The organism is Pseudomonadota bacterium, assembly GCA_016711215.1.
Taxonomy (GTDB): domain Bacteria; phylum Myxococcota_A; class Polyangia.
In genome coordinates this window covers 526,632-546,126 of the sequence record JADJTL010000001.1, presented here as the reverse complement: position 1 = coordinate 546,126, position 19,495 = coordinate 526,632, and the positions used below count along the sequence as shown (strand labels likewise).

13 protein-coding genes and 1 pseudogene are annotated in these 19,495 nt (G+C 68.6%); 9 read left to right on the top strand and 5 right to left on the bottom strand.

Features of this window, described 5'->3' with window-relative positions; genetic code table 11:
- Positions 1 to 448: 448 nt before the first annotated feature.
- Entirely contained in the window at positions 449 to 706 is a 258-nt protein-coding gene (locus tag IPL40_02150; GenBank protein ID MBK8479966.1) for a hypothetical protein, read from the top strand.
- Positions 707 to 852: 146 nt separating this feature from the next.
- Here the strand turns inward: IPL40_02150 and IPL40_02145 are convergent, their stop codons facing one another.
- The 3 genes and pseudogenes from IPL40_02145 to IPL40_02135 form a co-directional block, all read right to left on the bottom strand.
- Positions 853 to 1,581 carry a PilZ domain-containing protein gene (locus IPL40_02145; GenBank protein ID MBK8479965.1) on the bottom strand — a complete coding sequence of 243 codons (729 nt, stop codon included), beginning with the start codon at positions 1,579 to 1,581 and terminating at the stop codon, positions 853 to 855.
- Positions 1,578 to 2,506: pseudogene (locus tag IPL40_02140) on the bottom strand (ParB/RepB/Spo0J family partition protein). The gene IPL40_02145 and the pseudogene IPL40_02140 overlap by 4 nt, the downstream one beginning before the upstream one ends.
- An 85-nt stretch (positions 2,507 to 2,591) precedes the next feature.
- Positions 2,592 to 3,443 carry a ParA family protein gene (locus IPL40_02135; protein ID MBK8479964.1) on the bottom strand — a complete coding sequence of 284 codons (852 nt, stop codon included), beginning with the start codon at positions 3,441 to 3,443 and terminating at the stop codon, positions 2,592 to 2,594.
- Positions 3,444 to 3,780: 337 nt separating this feature from the next.
- Here IPL40_02135 and IPL40_02130 point away from each other — a divergent pair, with 337 nt between their 5' ends.
- From IPL40_02130 to dnaK, 3 genes are all read left to right on the top strand, one after another.
- Positions 3,781 to 3,966: a hypothetical protein gene (locus IPL40_02130; GenBank protein ID MBK8479963.1), complete on the top strand. Its 186-nt coding sequence runs from the start codon at positions 3,781 to 3,783 to the stop codon at positions 3,964 to 3,966.
- Positions 3,967 to 4,208: 242 nt separating this feature from the next.
- On the top strand, positions 4,209 to 6,677 hold the full coding sequence (gene lon / locus IPL40_02125) for an endopeptidase La (GenBank protein ID MBK8479962.1): 2,469 nt from the start codon (positions 4,209 to 4,211) through the stop codon (positions 6,675 to 6,677).
- Positions 6,678 to 6,823: 146 nt separating this feature from the next.
- Positions 6,824 to 8,740, top strand: coding sequence for a molecular chaperone DnaK (dnaK, locus tag IPL40_02120; protein ID MBK8479961.1), 1,917 nt, complete (start codon positions 6,824 to 6,826; stop codon positions 8,738 to 8,740).
- 57 nt (positions 8,741 to 8,797) lie between these two features.
- Here dnaK and IPL40_02115 read toward each other — a convergent pair whose 3' ends face one another.
- Positions 8,798 to 10,261, bottom strand: coding sequence for a glycosyl hydrolase family 57 (locus IPL40_02115; GenBank protein MBK8479960.1), 1,464 nt, complete (start codon positions 10,259 to 10,261; stop codon positions 8,798 to 8,800).
- Positions 10,262 to 10,302: 41 nt separating this feature from the next.
- A complete protein-coding gene (locus tag IPL40_02110) occupies positions 10,303 to 11,775 on the bottom strand; it encodes a glycogen synthase (protein MBK8479959.1) in 1,473 nt (490 codons plus the stop codon).
- 192 nt (positions 11,776 to 11,967) lie between these two features.
- On the opposite strand from IPL40_02110, the gene IPL40_02105 reads away from it, so the two are divergent.
- From IPL40_02105 to IPL40_02085, 5 genes are all read left to right on the top strand, one after another.
- Positions 11,968 to 13,410, top strand: coding sequence for a glycine--tRNA ligase (locus tag IPL40_02105; GenBank protein MBK8479958.1), 1,443 nt, complete (start codon positions 11,968 to 11,970; stop codon positions 13,408 to 13,410).
- A 22-nt stretch (positions 13,411 to 13,432) separates the two neighbouring features.
- Entirely contained in the window at positions 13,433 to 16,882 is a 3,450-nt protein-coding gene (locus IPL40_02100; GenBank protein ID MBK8479957.1) for an isoleucine--tRNA ligase, read from the top strand.
- Between the two features lie 19 nt (positions 16,883 to 16,901).
- Positions 16,902 to 17,162 (top strand): Trm112 family protein, encoded by a 261-nt coding sequence (locus IPL40_02095; protein MBK8479956.1) that lies wholly within the window; start codon positions 16,902 to 16,904, stop codon positions 17,160 to 17,162.
- 1,063 nt (positions 17,163 to 18,225) lie between these two features.
- Positions 18,226 to 18,621, top strand: a complete 396-nt coding sequence (locus IPL40_02090) for a hypothetical protein (GenBank protein MBK8479955.1) — start codon at positions 18,226 to 18,228, stop codon at positions 18,619 to 18,621.
- 493 nt (positions 18,622 to 19,114) lie between these two features.
- Positions 19,115 to 19,375, top strand: a complete 261-nt coding sequence (locus IPL40_02085) for a hypothetical protein (GenBank protein ID MBK8479954.1) — start codon at positions 19,115 to 19,117, stop codon at positions 19,373 to 19,375.
- Positions 19,376 to 19,495: the final 120 nt, after the last annotated feature.

Genomic DNA, 19,495 nt, shown 5'->3' with positions numbered 1-19,495 from the left:
AAGCCTTGACATCTGTCGGACGTTCACCTACAATCCGCGCTCTTTGGCGGCTTTCGTCCGTCGGAGCCCCTAAATGGCGGCCTTTCTCGCCATCATTCTCACCACAGCGGTCAACGGCGCTTCGGCCGATCTCGTCGAACCCAGCACGCCCGTGGGCGTTGAAGCCCGCGCCCTGGCCCCACGCCCCGCGCCCAGCACGAAGCGCTTCGACGTGCCCAATCGAGAGGCCTCATCGCCCTTGGCAAGGCCGCGCTTGGAGCAGGACCGGCGCTGGGAGTTCTCGCTGCCGCGCGGCGCAGATCACGAAAGCTTGTCCCCCAGCATTTTCCCCGGCAGGGGCCCGGCGGATCGCGCGCGGACCGACCGGCGTGCACAGGCGAGGCCGGCCGGCAGGACTAGCCACCAAGAGCGCCCGTGGACCGCAGCCGGCGGGCCCAGCACCGGCCGAGTGAGCAACGCGAGCGCGATCGCGCCCTGGGCCGCGCCCGACCTCGAGGGCACGCGCGCGGGTGGGCAACCGAGCTCGAGCGTCGCAGCGGCGGGCGACGCCGCAGGCGAACCCGCGGCGCCCACCAAGCACCCGAGCCGCGACCAGAACCTGAAACAAGAGCTGCCCGGCTACACCCACACGAGCCCCTACAGCAGCCCCTACAGCAGCCCCTACAGCCCAGGCGCCTACGGCCTCCCGGGCAGCCGTAGCTATTAGCGGATTAGCGGGCAGTCGGCAGCCCGGGCGGCGGCGACTCCGGCGGCGGGGCCTTGCACCAGCGGGTTTGCAGGGCAGGGGGCCTCAGCGCAGCGGGCCTCGACGCGCGCTGGACCGCGGGTCGCTTCGACGAGCGAGCGGCGCCTTCAACTCACGCCCGGCAAGGGCCGTGCGAGCACGTCGAGCACGCAGCGTCGGACCTTTTCGAAGCTCAAGGGCCCACGAATCACGGTCGCCGCGTCATCGAGCTCCGCTGCTGCGACAGCCTCCGGATGGTCGGCGACGACGACAGCAGGGATCTTCGGCGTCATCGATCGCGCCCAACTCAGGGCGCCCACACCCGCCGGTCCCGTCGAGTCGAGGTCGACGGCCAAGAGGTCGATCGACTGAGCGCCGACCGTCGCATCGATCTCACCGAGCGCATCGCTAGCCACCTGCACGACGGTGCAGGCCAGTGCGCTGCGCAGATAGCGGCTCAAGCGCTCCAGCGGGGCGCCCCGTGCGGCGACGGCGACCAAGGTCAACCCCTCGAAGCGCCTGACCAGGCCATCGATCAACACGCCCATCTGCTGCTCGAGCCCCTCGAACTGCAGGCCCAAACTGCGCCGCGCACCGACGTCGGTCGGCTCCCTGACCCAGACGACCCGCGCCTGGGTCTCAATCGCTTCGACCGCCCCTGGCACCGTAAAGCGCACCAGCAGCGCCGTACCGACCGGCGGCGCCGCCTCGTTTGTCTCGAGGAGCAAGCCGCCAACCGAGAGGTTCAGCGAGTAGCTGACGAGGAAGGATCCGGTCGTGCGGTAGCGGACCTCCAGCGTCACGGGGGCGCGGAGATGGCGGCGCAGCTCGTCCTCGGGTTGACCGTTGGCGCTCACCGCAGCAGGACCTCGATCAACCGCTCGAGCTCGTCGAGGGATCCGTACTCGATCTCGATCCGCCCGCGCCCGCCCGCCGCCGGATGGAGCGCCACCCGCGTGCCCAGCGCGCGCGCCATACGGTCCTGCAGGTCGCGAGCGTTGGGCGATAGGGCGACGGGCGTCGCTCGCGCCGAGGTCGCGGCGGCGCCAGCGCCCCCCTCCGCGACGACGCGCCGCACCAGCAGCTCGGTCTGTCGCACGGACAAGCCCTTGGCGACGACCTCGCGCAGCGCCTGCTCGTAGCGCCGCAGCCGCTCGCCGGCGCCGACCTCCACCGGCGGCGTCCCGCCCGCGCGCCCTTCGAGACTGAGCAGGGCGCGCGCGTGACCGCCGCTCAGGGCCCCCGAGATCACGGCGCGCCGCACGCTCTCGGGCAGCCTGAGCAGGCGCAGACTGTTGGCCACCGTCGAGCGATCTTTCCAACCCGCTCGGCCAACTGCTCCTGGGTGTAGTCGTGCTCGCCAAGCAGGCGCGCGAAGGCCTCTGCCTCCTCAATCGGATTGAGGTCCTCCCGTTGCAGGTTCTCGACCAAGGCCAGCTCGAAGGCCACCAGGTCGTCAGCCTGCCGCACCACCACGGGCACCTCGTGGAGCCCTGCCCGCTGCGCGGCCCGCCAGCGCCGCTCGCCAGCGATCAACGTGAACATGCCGTCGGCGTCAGGGCGCACGAGCAGGGGCTGAACCAGGCCCTGCAGCTTGATCGACGCCGCCAGCTCGACCAGCCGCGCCTCGTCGAAGAAGCGGCGCGGCTGCCCCTTGAGCGGCCGCACGCGCTCGATCGGGCACACGAAGAACTCCGGTCCGCGCCTCGGCGCGGCCGCCGCCGCCGGGTCCGGAATCAGCGCCGAGAGTCCCCGCCCCAGCGCGCGCCGTTTTCCCGTCATCGTCGCGTCCTACACACCCGCGGCCCGAGCCGCCGGCCGTCAGCGCCCGCTAACCGACGGCTGATCGAGTCCCGTCTGGCGCGCGTCATTCGGTCCCGTCACTCGCGGCGAGGGCGCGCCGCGCCGCCACCACCCGTGGTGCGGCCGGGCGCGGCGGCTGCGGCGCCACCTGCATCGCCCGCCGCCGAATCAACTCCTGCGCGAGCTGAAGATACGCGCGCGCGCCGGCGGATTCGACGTCGTAGAGCAGCACCGGCTTGCCGAAGGAGGTCGACTCGCCGAGCCGCACGTTGCGCGGAATGACGGTGTCGAAGACCTGGGCGGCAAAGTGCCCCCGCACCTCGTTTGCCACCTGCTGGGTCAGGTTCATCCGCCGATCGTACATGCAGAGCAGCACGCCCTCGAGCGCGAGCGCCGGCTTGTAAATCGCGCGCACACGCTCGATCGTCGCCAGCAGGTGACTCAAGCCCTCGAGCGCAAAGTACTCGCACTGCAGCGGCACCAGCACCGAGTCGGCCGCCACCAGCGCGTTCAGCGTCAGCAGGCCGAGCGAGGGCGGGCAGTCGATCAAGACGTAGTTGAAGCGCGGCGTGACCTGCTCGAGCGCGGCGGCCAGGCGCCCGTGCCGCGCCTCGTCGCCGACCAGCTCGATCTCGGCCCCGATCAGCTCCGTATGGGTCGGCACGAGCTTGAGGTACTCGAGGTCGGTGTCGACCATCACCTCGTCGATGGTGCGCTCGCCGCTCAGCACCTGATAGACGTGCTGCTGGACGCGCGCCCGCGGGTAGCCGAGCCCCGAGCTCAGGTTGCCCTGAGGATCCAAATCGACGAGCAGCACGCGCTGTTCCGCCGCCGCGAGTGAGGCGCCGAGGTTGATCGCGGTCGTGGTCTTGCCGACCCCGCCCTTCTGATTCGCCACGGCAATGATCTGCCCCATGCTCACCACTCCTGCGCGCGCCACGCCCGCTGGCGCGACGGCATCTTCCGGGCGACAGCTTCCCCGGCGACGGCTGAGGTCCGCGCATAGCACGAAATGACCTGCGCGGCCCAGACAGCGGCTGTGGCAGCGCCCGCGAGCGGCTTTTTTGCGTTCTTCCTACATGTCGGATAATCACCTTTATGTAGCCTTTATCCATCCCTCCACGAGCGCGTGGGGTGCTGACTTTCCTGCCGCCGCGGCGGCGGTGCCGTGCGGAATCAGGTGCCGAGCGGAATCAAATGCAAGCCTGGGCCCTTAGCGACCCCGGCGAGGAAAAAGAGAGAGGGAGGGCAGCATGCAGAGCACGTTCCCGCGCGTCTATCGGTCGTTCGAAGACTTCGAGCGCAACGAGTTGCGTAAGCTCGACAGCCTCTACGGCTCGGTCGACGACATGGTCGACGAGCTCGTGCTCGCCGAGCTCGATGACGATGGCGGCCGCGGCGACGAGGACGGCATCCTCTTTGATCGCGTCGACGACTAGGCCTCCCTCCCCTTCCCGTCGCGGCCTCCCCGCCAGGCGCGGGGTCTCGCCCCCCTTTCCCCCCCGGCGGGGTCGCGCAGCGCGCCCGCAGGCGCCCGTCCGCCGCTGCAACGAGCCTTTCTCTTTGCGCTGCCGCTTGGCGCATTCTATCGTGCTGGGACGGCCCGCTGTCCTGGCCGGCGTGCTTAACCCTGTGATCGCGCGGCCCCCGAGGGTCCTGACCTGAGAGCCAGGAGCTTGCTATGACCACCAACAAGGGCTCACCGGCCAACGACGGGCCGGTGGACCTCCCCGACCAGCTCGCCATTCTACCGCTGCGCAACTCGGTGCTTTTTCCCGGCAGCATCATCCCGATCGACGTGGGCCGACGGAAATCCGTCCGCCTGATCGAGGATGCGATCAGCAAGGAGCGCCCGATCATCGGCATCCTCACCCAGCGCGACGCGCGCACCGAGGATCCCTCGGACGGTGACCTCTTCGCGGTCGGCTGCGCCGCGCGCATCCTCAAGGTCATCAAGCTGGCCAAGGACAACTTCAGCGTCATCCTTCAGGGCGTTAGCCGCGTGCAGGTGCTGAGCTTCGCGCAGCGCGACCCCTTCATCCTCGCCCGGGTCCAGCCGCTGCCGGACCAGAGCCGAGCCGATGTCGAGCTCGACGCGCTGGTGCTCAACCTCAAGGACATGGCCAAGCGCGTGATCAAGCTGATGCCCGAGCTGCCCAAAGAGGCCGCCGCGCATATCGACGGCGTGACCGACGCGGGCATGCTCGCCGACCTCACGACCGCCAACCTCGACCTCTCGGTCGAGGAGAAGCAGGAGGTGCTGGAGACCTTCGACGTCAAGGCGCGCCTGCGCAAGGTGCTCGCCTTTCTCTCGCGCCAGCTCGAGGTGCTCAAGGTCCGCGAGAAGATCAATACGCAGGTCCAGGAGGAGATGGGGCGCAACCAGCGCGAGTACGTCCTGCGGCAACAGCTCAAGGCGATCAAGGAGGAGCTCGGCGAGCTCGACGATTCGTCGGGCGACATCGACGACTTCAAGGACAAGGTCGCCAAGGCGGAGATGCCCGAGGAGGTCGCGAAGGTCGCCCTGAAGCAGCTCGATCGGCTCAAGGTGATGCAGCCCTCGTCGGCCGAGTACACGGTGACGAGGACCTACCTCGAGTGGCTCGTCGAGCTGCCGTGGAACCGCGCGACCGAGGACAACCTCGACATCATCAATGTGCGCCGCGTGCTCGACGAGGACCACTACGACCTCGATAAGGTCAAGAAGCGCATCGTCGAGTACATCGCAGTCCGCAAGCTGAAGCCCGACAAGAAGGGCCCGATCCTCTGCCTCGTCGGCCCACCCGGCGTCGGCAAGACGAGCCTCGGGCGGAGCATCGCGCGCGCGATGGGCCGCAAGTTCGTCCGGGTATCACTGGGCGGCGTGCGTGACGAGGCCGAGATTCGCGGTCACCGCCGCACCTACGTCGGCTCGCTGCCGGGCCGCGTGATTCAGAGCATGAAGAAGGCGAGCACCAACAACCCCGTCTTCATGCTCGACGAGATCGACAAGCTCGGTCACGACTTCCGCGGCGATCCCGCGGCTGCGCTGCTCGAGGTCCTCGACCCCGAGCAGAATAACGCCTTCTCGGACCACTACCTCGAGGTCCACTTCGACCTCTCGCGCGTGATGTTCATCGCCACCGCCAACATCCTCGATCCCGTACCGCCGGCGCTGCGCGACCGACTCGAGATCCTCGAGCTGCCCGGCTATACGCGCGCGGACAAGCTGGCGATCGCGCGCAGCTTCCTCGTGCCCAAGCAGCTCGAGGAGCATGGTCTGAGCGACGCGCAGCTCAAGCTGACACCCGAGGCCGTGGGCGACATCATCGACTCCTACACGCGCGAGGCGGGCGTCCGTAACCTCGAGCGCGAGATCGCTAACGTCGTGCGCGGCTGCGCCGTCAAGGTCGCGGAAGGCAAAGTCGAGGGGGTCCTGCCGGCGATCACGCCGGAGGGGCTCCCCGAGTATCTCGGCCCGCAAAAGTTCATCAGCGAAGTGGCGATGCGCACGGCCGACCCGGGCGTCTCCACCGGACTGGCCTGGACCCCTGTCGGGGGCGACATCATCTTCGTCGAGGCGACCCGGATGCCCGGCAAGGGCAACCTCGTGCTGACCGGTCAGCTCGGGGAGGTGATGAAGGAGTCAGCCCAGGCGGCGCTGAGCTACATCCGCTCGCGGACCAAGGAGCTCGGCGTCGACGAGAACTTCTTCGAGAAGCACGACATTCACGTCCACATCCCGGCAGGCGCGATTCCCAAGGATGGTCCCTCCGCGGGCGTGACGCTCTTCCTCGCCCTGGCGTCGCTGCTGAAGGGCGTCGGCGCCCCGCCGGACGTCGCGCTGACCGGCGAGATCACCCTGCGCGGCACCGTGCTGCCCGTCGGCGGCATCAAAGAGAAGATCCTCGCCGCCCACCGCGCCGGCATCAAGACGGTCTACCTGCCCGAGCGTAACGAGAAGGACCTCGCCGACGTACCGGAGCAGGCGCTGAAGGAGCTCGACATCCGGCTGATCAAGCGGGTCGACGAGATCCTGCCGCTGCTGCAGGGCGGCGGCGCCAAGAAGGCCGGGGGCAGCAGCACGCGCCGACGCGGCGAGGGCAGCGGCGGACGTGAGGCCGAGGCCGAGCCGGCGCCGCCAGCGAGCACCCCGCCCAGCACGACCTGAGCCTCCGTCGCTTTCTTGCGACCCGCGCCGGAATACCACACCTTGACAGCCTCGCCTCGCGGCTTAAGTTGCCGCCTGCGTCTGGGATAACCACGCTTTGTAGTTCTCCGGAACTCCGTTCTCACTGCTCGCGGGAGGCTGACGTCATGGGAAGAATGATCGGAATCGACCTCGGCACCACCAACTCAGTGGTGGCCGTGATGGAAGGCAACGAGCCCAAGGTCATCACCAACGAAGAGGGCGGCCGACTGACCCCCTCGGTCGTCGCCTGGGACGACAAGGGCGACGTCCTGGTCGGGCAGATCGCCCGCCGCCAGGCGATCACCAACCCAGAGAACACCGTCTCGTCGATCAAGCGCTTCATGGGCATGCGCTTCACCGAGATGGAGAACGAGATCAAGCGCGTCCCCTACCAGGTCGTGCGCGCCAGCAATGGTGACCCCCAGGTCGAGATCAAGGGCAAGCACCTCTCGCCGCCGGAGGTCTCGGCCAAGGTGCTCCAGAAGCTGAAGCGCGCGGCCGAGGACTACCTCGGGCACGAGGTCACGGAGGCCGTGATCACGGTCCCGGCCTACTTCAACGACTCCCAGCGGCAGGCCACCAAGGACGCCGGACGAATCGCCGGGCTCGAGGTCAAGCGCATCGTCAATGAGCCGACGGCGGCGGCGCTGGCCTACGGCCTCGACAAGAAGAAGGATGAGCTGATCGCCGTCTACGACTTCGGCGGTGGCACCTTCGACATCTCGGTGCTCGAGGTCGGCGAGAACGTCGTGCAGGTGGTCAGCACCAACGGCGACACGCACCTTGGCGGCGACGACATCGACAGCCTGGTGATGGAGTGGCTGATCGACGAGTTCCGCAAGGAGCAGGGCATCGACCTCTCGAAGGATAAGATGGTCCTGCAGCGGCTGAAGGAGGCGGCGGAGAAGGCCAAGATCGAGCTCAGCTCCGTTCAGGAGACGGAGATCAACCTGCCCTTCCTCACCGCCGACGCCACCGGGCCGAAGCATCTGCTGAAGAAGCTCTCACGCGCGCAATTCGAGCGCATGATCGCCGCGATCGTCGATCGCACGATCGAACCCTCGCGCAAGGCGCTCGCCGACGCCAACAAGACCCCGAAGGATATCGACGAGGTCGTGCTCGTCGGCGGCTCGACGCGCATCCCGCTGGTGCAGCAGCGCGTCCGCGAGTTCTTCGGCAAGGAGCCGCATAAGGGCGTCAATCCCGACGAGGTGGTTGCCCTCGGCGCAGCCGTTCAGGCTGGTGTGCTGGCCGGGGACGTCAAGGACATCCTGCTGCTCGACGTGACCCCGCTCAGTCTCGGTATCGAGACGCTGGGCGGCGTCCATACGGTGCTGATCCCGCGTAACACGACGATCCCGACCAAGAAGAGCGAGGTCTTCTCCACGGCCGCCGACAGCCAACCCTCGGTCGAGGTGCACGTCACCCAGGGTGAACGACCGATGAGCCGCGACAACAAGTCGCTCGGTCGCTTCCACCTCGACGGGCTCCCGCCGGCACCGCGCGGTACCCCGCAGATCGAGGTCGCGTTCGACATCGATGCCAACGGGATTCTGCATGTCTCCGCGGCGGACAAGGCTACCGGCAAGAAGAACCAGATCCGCATCGAGGCGTCGAGCGGGCTCAACGAGGACGAAATCAAGCGGATGGTCAATGAGGCCGAGTCGCACGAGTCGGAGGATCGCCGCAAGAAGGAGACGATCGAGACGCGCAACAGGCTCGATAGCATGGTCTACAGCACCGAGAAGCTGATCAGCGAGAGCCGCGAGAAGATCCCGGCCGAGCAGCGCAGCACGGTCGAGGGCGCCATCGAGCGCGGCCGCAAGGCGCTGGCGGGAGACGATGCCGAGGCGATGAAGGCGGCGCTGGCCGAGCTCGAGCAGGCGTCCCATAAGATGGCCGAGGCGATGTACCAGGCCGCCAGCGCGGCCGGTGGCGCCGGCGGCGCCCCGCCAAGCGCCGGCAACGGAGCCTCGGCCGACGCCGGACCTCATGCGGCGAAGGAGAGCGGCGTCATCGACGCGGAGTTCGAGGAGAAGTAAGCGCCTGAGGCCGCGCCGAGACGCTCGCTCGGCGCGGTCAGCGGCCCTGCCTGCCGCTCAGAAGTCGTACTGCAGGATCTCGCTGCCGCGCCGGCAGATCTCGCGCGCGTAGTCGGTCCAGATCCCCTGGCCCCAATAGCGATAGCAGCTCGTCTGCGAGATCAGCAGATGAAAGAGCGCGTTGCGGTAGCGGTACTCGTCCGTCGGCACGCGCTTGGCCAAGACCTTCTCGCTGAAGGCCGCGCTGAGCTGCTCCATCGGACCGAGCACGTTCTCATAGCCGCGCACCCAGGAGCGGTCGTTGGTCCAGCTCCCGCCGTCCACATGAAAATGCGCGTCCTCGCGGCGCAGGTCGTCGAGGGCCAGCGCCAGGCGCTCCGGACCACCCCCCGCGGTGAAGCGCTCCCAGATGCGCGCCTGGCGCACTGGCTGTACCGGCGGAAAGTCGGCAGCCGTCAGGCCGAGCGAGAAGAGGTACTCGAGGTACTCCGTCACGTTGAGGGCCGGCACCTCGGAGGCCGAGCACTCGCGCATCACCTCGAAATACTTACCTGGGAACTCATTCATCATCACGCCGCCGTTCTCGCCGTCGGCGATCTGCGTCACCAGCGGCGGAACGTGGGCCGCGCCGAGCGGCCGGCGGCCCAGCCCCTTGGCCTCGTAGTAGGGCTGCATCTGGCCGATCAGCTTGGTGTCGCTGCCCTGCGTCTTGATGATGGCGATGATCTCTGCCGTCTCACCGGCGGAATTGCGACAGACGAGCCGGTGGGGCAGGTGTCGATCCTCGGGCATCCCCCCCTGCTCGGGCCGCTCGATCGCGTGCTCATGCACCAGCACCCACTGGTAGCCATGGTCGAGCAGGGTCCGGACGAAGGCGTAGGCCGTGTCCGGATGGTTGGGGAGCGCCATTTCGGAGGGCGAGAAGCCCCGCAGCCGCCCGAGCGCCTCAGCGCCGAAGAGCGCGAGGAAGTGCTGCTGCCACGCCTGCACGTGCAGGCGGAAGTCCTGCACCGGCGTCGACGGCGCGACCGCATGCCCCCAGGGCGCACCGAGCCACTCGACGCAGCGGCGATAGCGTGGGTTGCAGGTGATCGTCTTGAGCGCGTCGAGGATGTCGTGGCGACCCATCTGCCGCAGGCCATGCAGCAGCTCCCCCGAATACTCCAGCATCACTCGCGGCTGCTGACCCTCGTGCACCAGCTGCGGCACGAACTCGCCCATGCGACGGTAGCACCAGGCGAAGACGCCCTCGTTGTGGTTGTCGCCGAGCTGTGGGTGGTCGCGCATGTACTGCAGGTTGCCAATCATCGCCGCGCTTCGCAGCTCAGCACCGCCCGCGGGGACCAAGGGCTGGTGCATGTGCAGCGCGACCGCGAAGGCGCTTCGCACCTGCCGGAAGTCGATCCCGCTCTCAGGCAGGAAGACGGGTCGCCCGGCGTGCTCGTCGATGATGCGCTGCACCTCCGACTCGGCTCCACAGAGGTTTGGCAGTCCGTCGACGTATTCGGGCAGGTCGGTCATGACGCTCGATCTCCAGTGCAGTGGGCGCGAAAGAAGCGACGCTACTTGGCGCGAATATGCTCGTAGATGTTGACGTAGTGCTGGCCAGGGTAGTTCCAGGAGTAGTCGTAGCACATGCCCTGGACCATCAACTGCCGGAAGTCGGCCGGGTAGTCGAACCAGAGCCCGATCGCGCGCCGCATCGCCGACTCGAGCCCCGCGGCGTCGGGATGGTCGAAGACGTAGCCGTTGCGCTCCCCGGGCGGCTTCCTGCCGAAGTCGCGGTCGAAGACCGTGTCGGCCAGCCCGCCCACCGCGCGCACGATCGGCACGGCCCCGTAGCGCAGGGCCATCATCTGCGTCAGTCCACAGGGCTCGTAGATGCTCGGCACGAGCACCAGGTCGGCGCCAGCGTAGATCATATGGGCCAGCTGATCGCTGTAGGCCAACTCGAGATGCACGTCGGGGTTGCTGTCGAGCTGGCGCTTGAGCTCCCAGAACTCGCGATTGATCGCCGCGTCGGGACTCGAGCCGAGCAGCACGAACTGCGCGCCGAGCTGCAGCGCGAAGTGGATGCCGTGGCGAATCAGCGCCACGCCCTTCTGCGCGTCCAGCCGCCCGACGTAGGCGACGATCGGCCGCCAGCCCTTGCGCAACCAGAGCCGCTCACGCAGCGCCTCCTTGTTGAGATACTTATCCTCGATCGAGGCCGCGCCGTAGTGCCGCGCGAGGTGCCAGTCCTTCTCCGGATTCCAGACGTCGTAGTCGCAGCCGTTGAGCACCCCGCCGAACTTGGCCTGATGGACATTGAGGCTCGCCTGCAGACCGTAGCCCTGCTCCGTATGGCGCACCTCCCAGGCGTGATGCGGTGAGACCGTGGTCGCGAAGTTGGCGTAGACCAGGCCGCCCTTCATCAGATTGAGCGCATTGACGTGCGTATTATCGCGCAGGCGGTCGTGGTGGAAGTAGTACTCTGGACGACCGAGGCGCGTGGCCCACAACAGCTCGCCGCCACCCACGCCCTGGTGGCGGAGGTTATGCATCGTGTAGCAGACGCGCTGATTCGGCATGCCGATCGACTGGTAGATCTCGAAGAGCAGCACCGGCACGAGGCCCGTCTGCCAGTCGTGGCAATGGATCACGTCGGGCCGCTTGCCGGACTTGTAGAGGAACTCGAGGGCGGCCCGGCTGAAGAAGACAAAGCGCAGCAGGTCGTCCTTGCAGCCGTAGAAGGTCCCGCGGTTGAAGAAGTTATCCGCCGAGTGGGGCTCGATGAAGAAGCACTTGCGACCGTGGACCCAGCCAAAATACACCGACGCGTGGATCGCGCCGCCGTACCAGGGCACCCATAAATCGTCGAAGACGCGGTGCAAGCCCCAGATCTGGTCGTACCACATGCAGTCGTACTTCGGCAGGATGACCTCGACGTCGTGGCCCCTGGCCTCGAGCTCCCGCGTCAGGCCGAAGACGACGTCGGCGAGCCCCCCCACCTTGGCCACCGGGGCGATCTCGGCGGCGACCTGGATCACGTACATGCCAGCTCCTACTCCCAGGTGCGCTCTGTGCGCCCTTACTGCCAGGCGGCCTGGACGCTACCACGCCGACCGACCGGGGTGCAGCAGGCCGCCCGAGGCTTGCTCCGTCGCGCGATTTCTGGCATGCCCATCGCGCGGCGCACCAGCGGCGCCACACAGCCACCGACCGCCCGGCTACCGAGGACCGCAACGATGAGCAGCGCCCCCTTAGACACCATCATCTCGCTCTGCAAGCGGCGGGGCTTCATTGTCCAGTCCTCGGAGATCTACGGCGGGCTGGGCGCCGTCTACGACTACGGGCCGCTGGGTGTCGAACTGAAGCGCAATGTGCGCGAGCGCTGGTGGCAGGCGATGACGCGCGGCCACGACAACATCGAGGGGCTCGACGCGGCGATCCTGATGCACCCGACGGTCTGGAAGGCGTCGGGGCACGTCGACGCCTTCAACGATCCGCTGATCGACGACAAGGTCTCCAAGGCGCGTTACCGCGCCGACCAGCTGATCGAGGAGTACATCGCGGCGCTGCGCCACAAGGGGCAGAGCGAGCGCGCCGAGGCCGTGCATCAGCGCTTCGTCGCCGCCTTGCACGACGCGGAGCCCTGCGCCGCGCTGCACCGGTTGATCCTCGACGAGCAGATCCGCTCACCGTCCTCCGGCAGCTGTGACTGGACCGAGGTCCGTCAGTTCAATCTGATGTTCTCGACGCGGGTGGGCGCCGTCGGCGCCGACGCCACCGAGATCTTCCTGCGCCCGGAGACGGCGCAGGGCATCTTCGTCAACTTCAACTACGTGCGCGAGGTCGCGCGCCAGAGCATCCCCTTCGGTATCGCGCAGGTCGGCAAGGCCTTCCGCAACGAGATCGTCGCCCGTCAGTTCGTCTTTCGCATGCGCGAGTTCGAGCAGATGGAGCTGCAGTACTTCCTCAAGCCCGGGACGCATATGGCGGCCTACGAGCGCTGGCGCGACGAGCGGCGGCAGTGGCATATCGACAACGGCGTCCGCCCGCAGCGGCTGCGCTTCCACGTCCACGAGAAGCTCGCGCATTACGCGGACGCCGCGGTCGACGTCCAATACGAGTTCCCCATGGGATGGCAGGAGATCGAAGGCATCCACTCGCGGACCGACTTCGACCTGCGCAATCACGCGAAGTACTCGGGCAAGAAGCTCGAGTACTTCGACCCCGAGACCAAGGAGAGCTACATCCCCTATGTCGTCGAGACCTCCGCCGGCCTCGACCGCACGATCCTGATGCTGCTCTGCGAGGCCTATCGCGAGGAGCAGGTCGAGGGCGAAGAGCGCGTGGTGCTCGCCCTCAGCCCGCGGCTGGCGCCCCTCACGGTCGGGATCTTCCCGCTCGTCAAGAAGGAGGGCATGCCCGAGATCGCCCAGCGCATCAACCAGGCGCTGCGCGAGCGCTACCACTGCTCCTATGACGACAAGGGCGCGATCGGTCGCCGCTACCGCCGCATGGACGAGGTCGGCACGCCCTTCTGCTTGACGGTCGACGGGCAGACCCTGACCGACGGCACGGTCACGGTTCGCGAGCGCGACTCGATGCGGCAGCAGAGGGTCGCCCAGGATCAGCTGCCAGCCTTCCTCGACGACCAGCTGCGCGCCTGGCAGCCGCCCGCTTGAGCGCAGGCGCGGGACGATAGCGATGACCCGAGACGACAGCCCCCCGACAGAACCGACCCCCGGCGCCAGCGCGCAGCCGCCGACCCCAGCCGTACGCATCGCGCCCGGCTCCGGCCACCGCAAGGTCGAGGCCTGGTTCGATCTGCCCGCGCTCGAGCGCGAGGTCTTGACGCTCTGGCGCGAGTCCGACGCCTTTGGTCAGCTCGTCGTGCAGCAGCGCGGCCGACCGCCCTACTCCTTCCTCGACGGCCCGATCACCGCGAATAACCCGATGGGCGTGCACCACGCCTGGGGCCGCACGCTGAAGGACGTCTACCAGCGCTACTGGGCGATGAACGGGCGTCGCCTGCGCTACCAGAACGGCTTCGACTGCCAGGGCCTCTGGGTCGAGATCGAGGTCGAGAAGGAGCATGGCCTGAGCTCGAAGCATGACGTCGAGGCCTTCGGCGTCGCGCGCTTCGTCGAGGCCTGCCAGGCCCGCGTGCGCAAGTACTCGGCGGTCCAGACCGAGCAGTCGATTCGCCTCGGCATGTGGATGGACTGGGAGCAGTCCTACTTCACGATGTCGGAGGACAACAACTTCGCGATCTGGTCGTTTCTCAAGCGCTGCCACGCCCGCGGCAAGATCTATCGCGGCAGCGACGTGATGCCGTGGTCGGGTCGCTCGGGTTCGGCCTACTCGCAGATGGAGGTGATCGAGGGGCGCAAGCTCGTGGCGCATACGGCGCTCTTCGTCCGCTTTCCGCTGCGCGACCGCCCGGGCGAGAACCTGCTGATCTGGACCACGACGCCCTGGACGCTGACCTGCAACGTCGCCGCCGCGGTCAACGCCGAGCTGGACTACGCCAAGCTGCGCGATCAGCGTAGCGGCGAGCTCTACTACTGCGCCGCCGAGAACCTGACCTTCGCCCGCCTCGACCGGCAGTTCCGCGAGCAGAAGGAGTGGGTCGCCGGCGTCCCCAAGCTGAAGACCCTCGCGCAGCTCTTCAACGAGCGCGGCGGCTACACGCTCGAGGGCACGGTAAAGGGGGCCGAGCTGGTCGGCCTGGCCTACGACGGCCCCTTCGACGAGCTGCCGGCGCAGAGCCTGGCGGGGGGCTTCCCCTTCGCCGCCCGGGGCGTGACGCAGAGCGCGCGCGAGGCGCATCGCGTGATCGACGGCGGTCGGGACTCGCACGGCCAGCCGGTCGTCGTCGCCGGCGAGGGCACGGGGATCGTCCACACCGCGCCGGGTTGCGGTGACGTCGACCACGCGCTGGGCAAGCAGCTGTGCCTGCCGATGTTGGCGCCGCTCGACGAGGCCGCCTGCTTCCTCGAGGGCTTCGGCTGGCTCACCGGCAAGCATGCGACGGCGGCCGAGACGGTCGAGTGGATCGTCGAGGACCTGCGGCGCAAGGGCCTGTTGCTCGCCACGGAGCGCTACCCCCATGTCTATCCGCATTGCTGGCGCACGGGTGATGAGCTGGTCTTTCGCCTCGTCGACGAGTGGTACATCGACATGGGCTGGCGCGACGAGATCAAGGCCGTCGTCGAGCAGGTGAAGTGGGTGCCGAGTTGGGGCCGCGAGCGGGAGCTCGAGTGGCTCTCGAACATGCGCGACTGGATGATCTCGAAGAAGCGCTTCTGGGGCCTCGCGCTGCCGATCTGGGTCTGCGAGCAGTGCCAGCGCTTCGAGGTGATCGGCGGGCGTGAGGAGTTGAAGCAGCGCGCCATCGCCGGCTGGGACGCGTTCGAGGGTCACACGCCGCACCGGCCCTGGATCGACGGCGTCAAGATCGCCTGCCCGCATTGCGGGGGCACGGCGCAGCGCGTGGCGGACGTCGGCAACCCCTGGCTCGACGCCGGGATCGTGCCCTACTCGACCCTGGGCTACGACCGCGACCGCGACTACTGGCGCGAGTGGTTTCCTGCCGACCTGGTCCTCGAGTCGTTCCCGGGCCAGTTTCGCAACTGGTTCTACGCGATGCTGGCGATGAGCGCGATGATCGAGGGCGTGGCCCCCTTCCGCACCCTGCTCGGCCACGCGCTGATGCGCGACGAGCACGGCGAGGAGATGCATAAGTCGAAGGGCAACGCGATCTGGTTCGACGAGGCGGCCGACCAGGCTGGCGCCGAGGCGATGCGCTGGCTCTTCGCCCAGCACGAGCCGACGGCCAACCTCAACTTCGGCTACGGCGCCTTGCGCGAGGTGCGCGGCGGCTTCCTCAACACGCTGTGGAACACCTACGGCTTCTACGTCAACTACGCGCGCCTCGAGGCCGAACCGGCCACCGTCGAGGCGATCGCCTTCGCTGCGCTGCCGGATTTCGATCGCTGGATCTTGAGCGAGCTGCAAACGACGATCACGAGCTGCCGCCTGGCCCTCGAGGCCTACGATCATCGCACTGCGGCGCGCGCGATCGCCGCCTTCGTCGACGACCTCTCGGGCTGGTACATTCGCCACAACCGCCGCCGCTTCTGGAAGTCGGACGACCGGGCGGACCTGCGCGCGGCGCTGCAGACGCTCGGCGAGTGCCTGCGCGGCGTCACCGGCCTGGTGGCCCCGCTGCTGCCCTTCCTGAGCGAGGCGATCTACCAGAACCTCGTGCGCGCCATCGACGAGGACGCCCCCGCCAGCATCCACCACACCGCCTACCCGACAGCCGATGCGACCCGCGTGGACCAGCCGCTGACCGACGCGATGCGGGCGATCAAGCGCCTCAACAGCCTGGCGCTGGCCGCGCGCGAGGCGAAGAAGCTCAAGGTGCGGCAGCCCCTGGCGCTGCTGCGCATCGGCCCCAAGGACGCGGGTGAGCAGCAGGCCGCCGAACGCTTCGCGGCGATGCTGCGCGACGATCTCAACGTCAAGCGGGTCGAGATCCTGGCGCCCGGCAGTCCGAGCCCCCTGCTCTACCGCATCAAGCCGAACTTCAAGCTGCTGGGCAGCCGGCTCGGCCCGAAGATGAAGGCGGTGGCGGCGGCGATCGCGGCCGACGCGGAGCGCCTGATCGCCGCCTGGCGCGCTGGGAGCGAGAGCCTCGAGCTCGTGGTCGGTGGCGAGCGCGTCGAGCTGGCTCGCGCCGAGGTCGAGCTGCAGACCGAGGCCCCGCCGGAGCTGAGCGTGCTCGAGGAGCACGGCAGCTGGGTCGCCTTCGAGACGACGATCAGCGAGGCGCTGCGACGCGAGGGCCTGATGCGTGACCTGCTGCGACGCCTCCAGCTGCTGCGCAAGGAGAGCGGCCTCGAGATCGAGGACCGGATCCACCTGCGCTGGAACGCGAGCGGGCCCGAGCTGACGGCCGTGTTGAGGGAGTGGAGCGGCTTTCTCGCCGCCGAGCTACTATGCCTCAGCCTGCAGCACGATCCGCTGCTCACCGAGGGTGCCGCCGAGCCGGCGGCCGCGGGCGCCGCGATCGAGGCCGCGATCGAGGCGGGCGGCGAGCGGGTCTGTTTCAGCGTGACCAAGGCCGCCACGACCACGCTCACCGCTTGAGCGCGACGAGAGGAGTCCCATGGCTGAACAGAGCACCGATGCCCCGGTTGACGCCGCCTTGCTCGAGATCCTGCGCTGCCCGGTCGCCGTGCACTACACCGACAAGGGTGACGACCCCGGCCGGCTCGAGCTGGTCCACGGCTGCTGGCTGGTCTGCGCCGACTCGGGGATGAAGTATCCCATCTGCGACGGGATCCCGATCATGCTCGTCGAAGAGGGACAGAAGTGGCAGACCACGGCGGTGGCAGAGCTGCCGGTACCTCCGCCAAGCGAGGCGTGAACGCGAGGGGGTCGTCGACGGCCCCCTGATCGCGCCGGGTGCCGCTCCAGCCAGGCGCTGCCTGGGGGCTCTTGTCCCGGCACCTCCACCTCCTGCTGGTGACCGTCGACCCGAGGAGCGCTCCGCCCGCGGGCGATGGGAGACTGCTCGCGCGGCTTGCCGTCTGGCGCGTCTGGCGCAGCGCTGCGCCCCAAGGGACACAGTCGTATAACGCCATTTCAGGCACTTGAGAGGCGAGCGCGGCGAGCGATCCCAGCCCGGAAGGACCGTCTCTGATCCCCCGAGGCGGCGCCCATCGGGACGGCCCGATCCATGCAGCGCCTCCGTCGAAGCAGCCCGTGGGGTCGCCAGTAACAACCTCGACGGCAACGACCGCTACACAACGACCCCGACGGGGGTCCTACGCACTCACAGACCAAGGAGGACTAGCATGATGAGGCTTCGCTGGGTCTGCCCATCGACGCTGTCGGCGCTCGGCGCCGTGGCCCTACTCTCCATCGCCGCCTGCGGCGACCCCGCCGACGGCAGGGACCCGGAGGTCTTCAACCAGGAAATCTCGCCGCCCGAGACCTCCCCTCTGCGCCGAATCGCAGCCCACGAGGATGCCGATCGCGGCCGCGATAGCGAGGGTCGCCCGATCCCAGCTTGCCAGCAGCAGGCCCGCTGCGACGATCATGGCCCCATCGACTGCGTGATGGATGGCGCGTGCCAGCTCGAGGTGGCCTGCGTGGTCACCGCCGGAAGGGAAGGGGCCACGCCCTTCGCCAATATGGCGCTCGCTCTGCGGGAGCAACCGGAGCAGCGGGAGCTGATCGCCGCCATGGCGAGCCGCGACCGACTCGCCGAGCTCTCGGCGCGACTCGGTGGCCAGTGTACGATCACCTGCGCCAACCGTGAGCCGGCGCCACGCCCCGCGCCCGGCCCAATTCCAGTGCCTGACCCAGCTCCAGTGCCCGTACCGGGGCCGACGCCCAGACCCGCCCCGCGCTGCGAGACGCGCGATGCGCGGGCCTGCGCGCTCGATCCGGCCTGTGAGCTGAGCCCAGCGCCGCTCTGCGAGGTCATGTGTATCCGCGCGCCCTGCCCGCCGATGCCCTGCGGCGAGCCGCGCTGCGTCCGGCGCCAGCCCGACCTCTGCCCGGCGGTCTGGCAGCCGGTCTGTGGCAGCGACGGCAAGACCTACGGCAACGCCTGCGAGGCAGGGAGCGCCGACGTTCGCATCGCCAGCATTGGCGAGTGCGCGCCCCCGCCCCCAACGAAGTGCTATGTCGGCGGCTGCGGCGGGCAGCTCTGCTCCGACCGACCCGACCTCGTCAGCACCTGCGAGTGGATGCCGGACACCCGCTGCAGGCGACTGGCCGAGTGCGGCCCCTTCGGCGAGGGCGGCTCCTGCGCCTGGAGCGACGCCCCGGCGTTCAGTCGCTGTATCCGCGCGACGAACGACCTGACGGTGTACTGAGCACACGCGCGCGCCCCGCGGTTGCGCGCCGCTCGGCGTGCCGTGGCTGGCGCCGATCTGGCGCCGATCTGGCGCCGGTTGGTCTCCCTTCGGTGAGATCGTTTGACTCCCGTCACTGGACCCTGATGGGCGACGACGCGCGGCTGGCTGCGACCTGGGAGAATCCAAAGGCTAGACCGCCGAGGGGCAAGGACGAGGCGGCAACGCCGACGCGCGCCATCGGCACGGCGGTCGTCTGCAGCCTCCTCGTCGTCCTGGTCGGCGCCATCGACTATGCGACCGGCTTCGAAGCGCGGGTCTTTCCGCTCTACTACCTTCCGATCGCCCTCGGCGCGTTGAAGGTGTCGCGCGCGGCCGGTCTGGTCCTCGCGGGGCTCAGCACCGTGCTGTGGGCGGCGGCGATGTCGCTCTCCGGAGCGGGCTGGGGGGCCCGACCTCTTCCTCTTCAACTCACTCACCCAGTCCCTCTCCTTCGGCCTCATCGCGCTGCTGGTTGCGGACCTTGGAGGCCGCGCGACCCGTGCTCGGGCAAATCGAGGCGCTGCTCAGCGAGGCGATGAAGGAGCACCAGTGGCCGATCACGGCGAGCATCGGCGCGATCGCCTTCCTGGCGGCCCCTGCCACGCTAGAGCTCGCCCTGCATGCGGCGGATTCCCTCATGTATCGCGTCAAGCAGGCAGGCAAGGGCCACGCGCTGCTAGAGACCCACGGCGCGACGGACCCGGCCCCAGCGCCTCTAGATCCTTCGCCCTAGCGACCAAGGGGCGACTCCGTCACGTGATCCCGCACGCTCAGCGCAAAGGCCTTGGCGGCGACGCCCGGCTCTGGCTGTCAGTCACCCCCGCGGCGTGGGTCATCCAGATCCAGCCGTCTT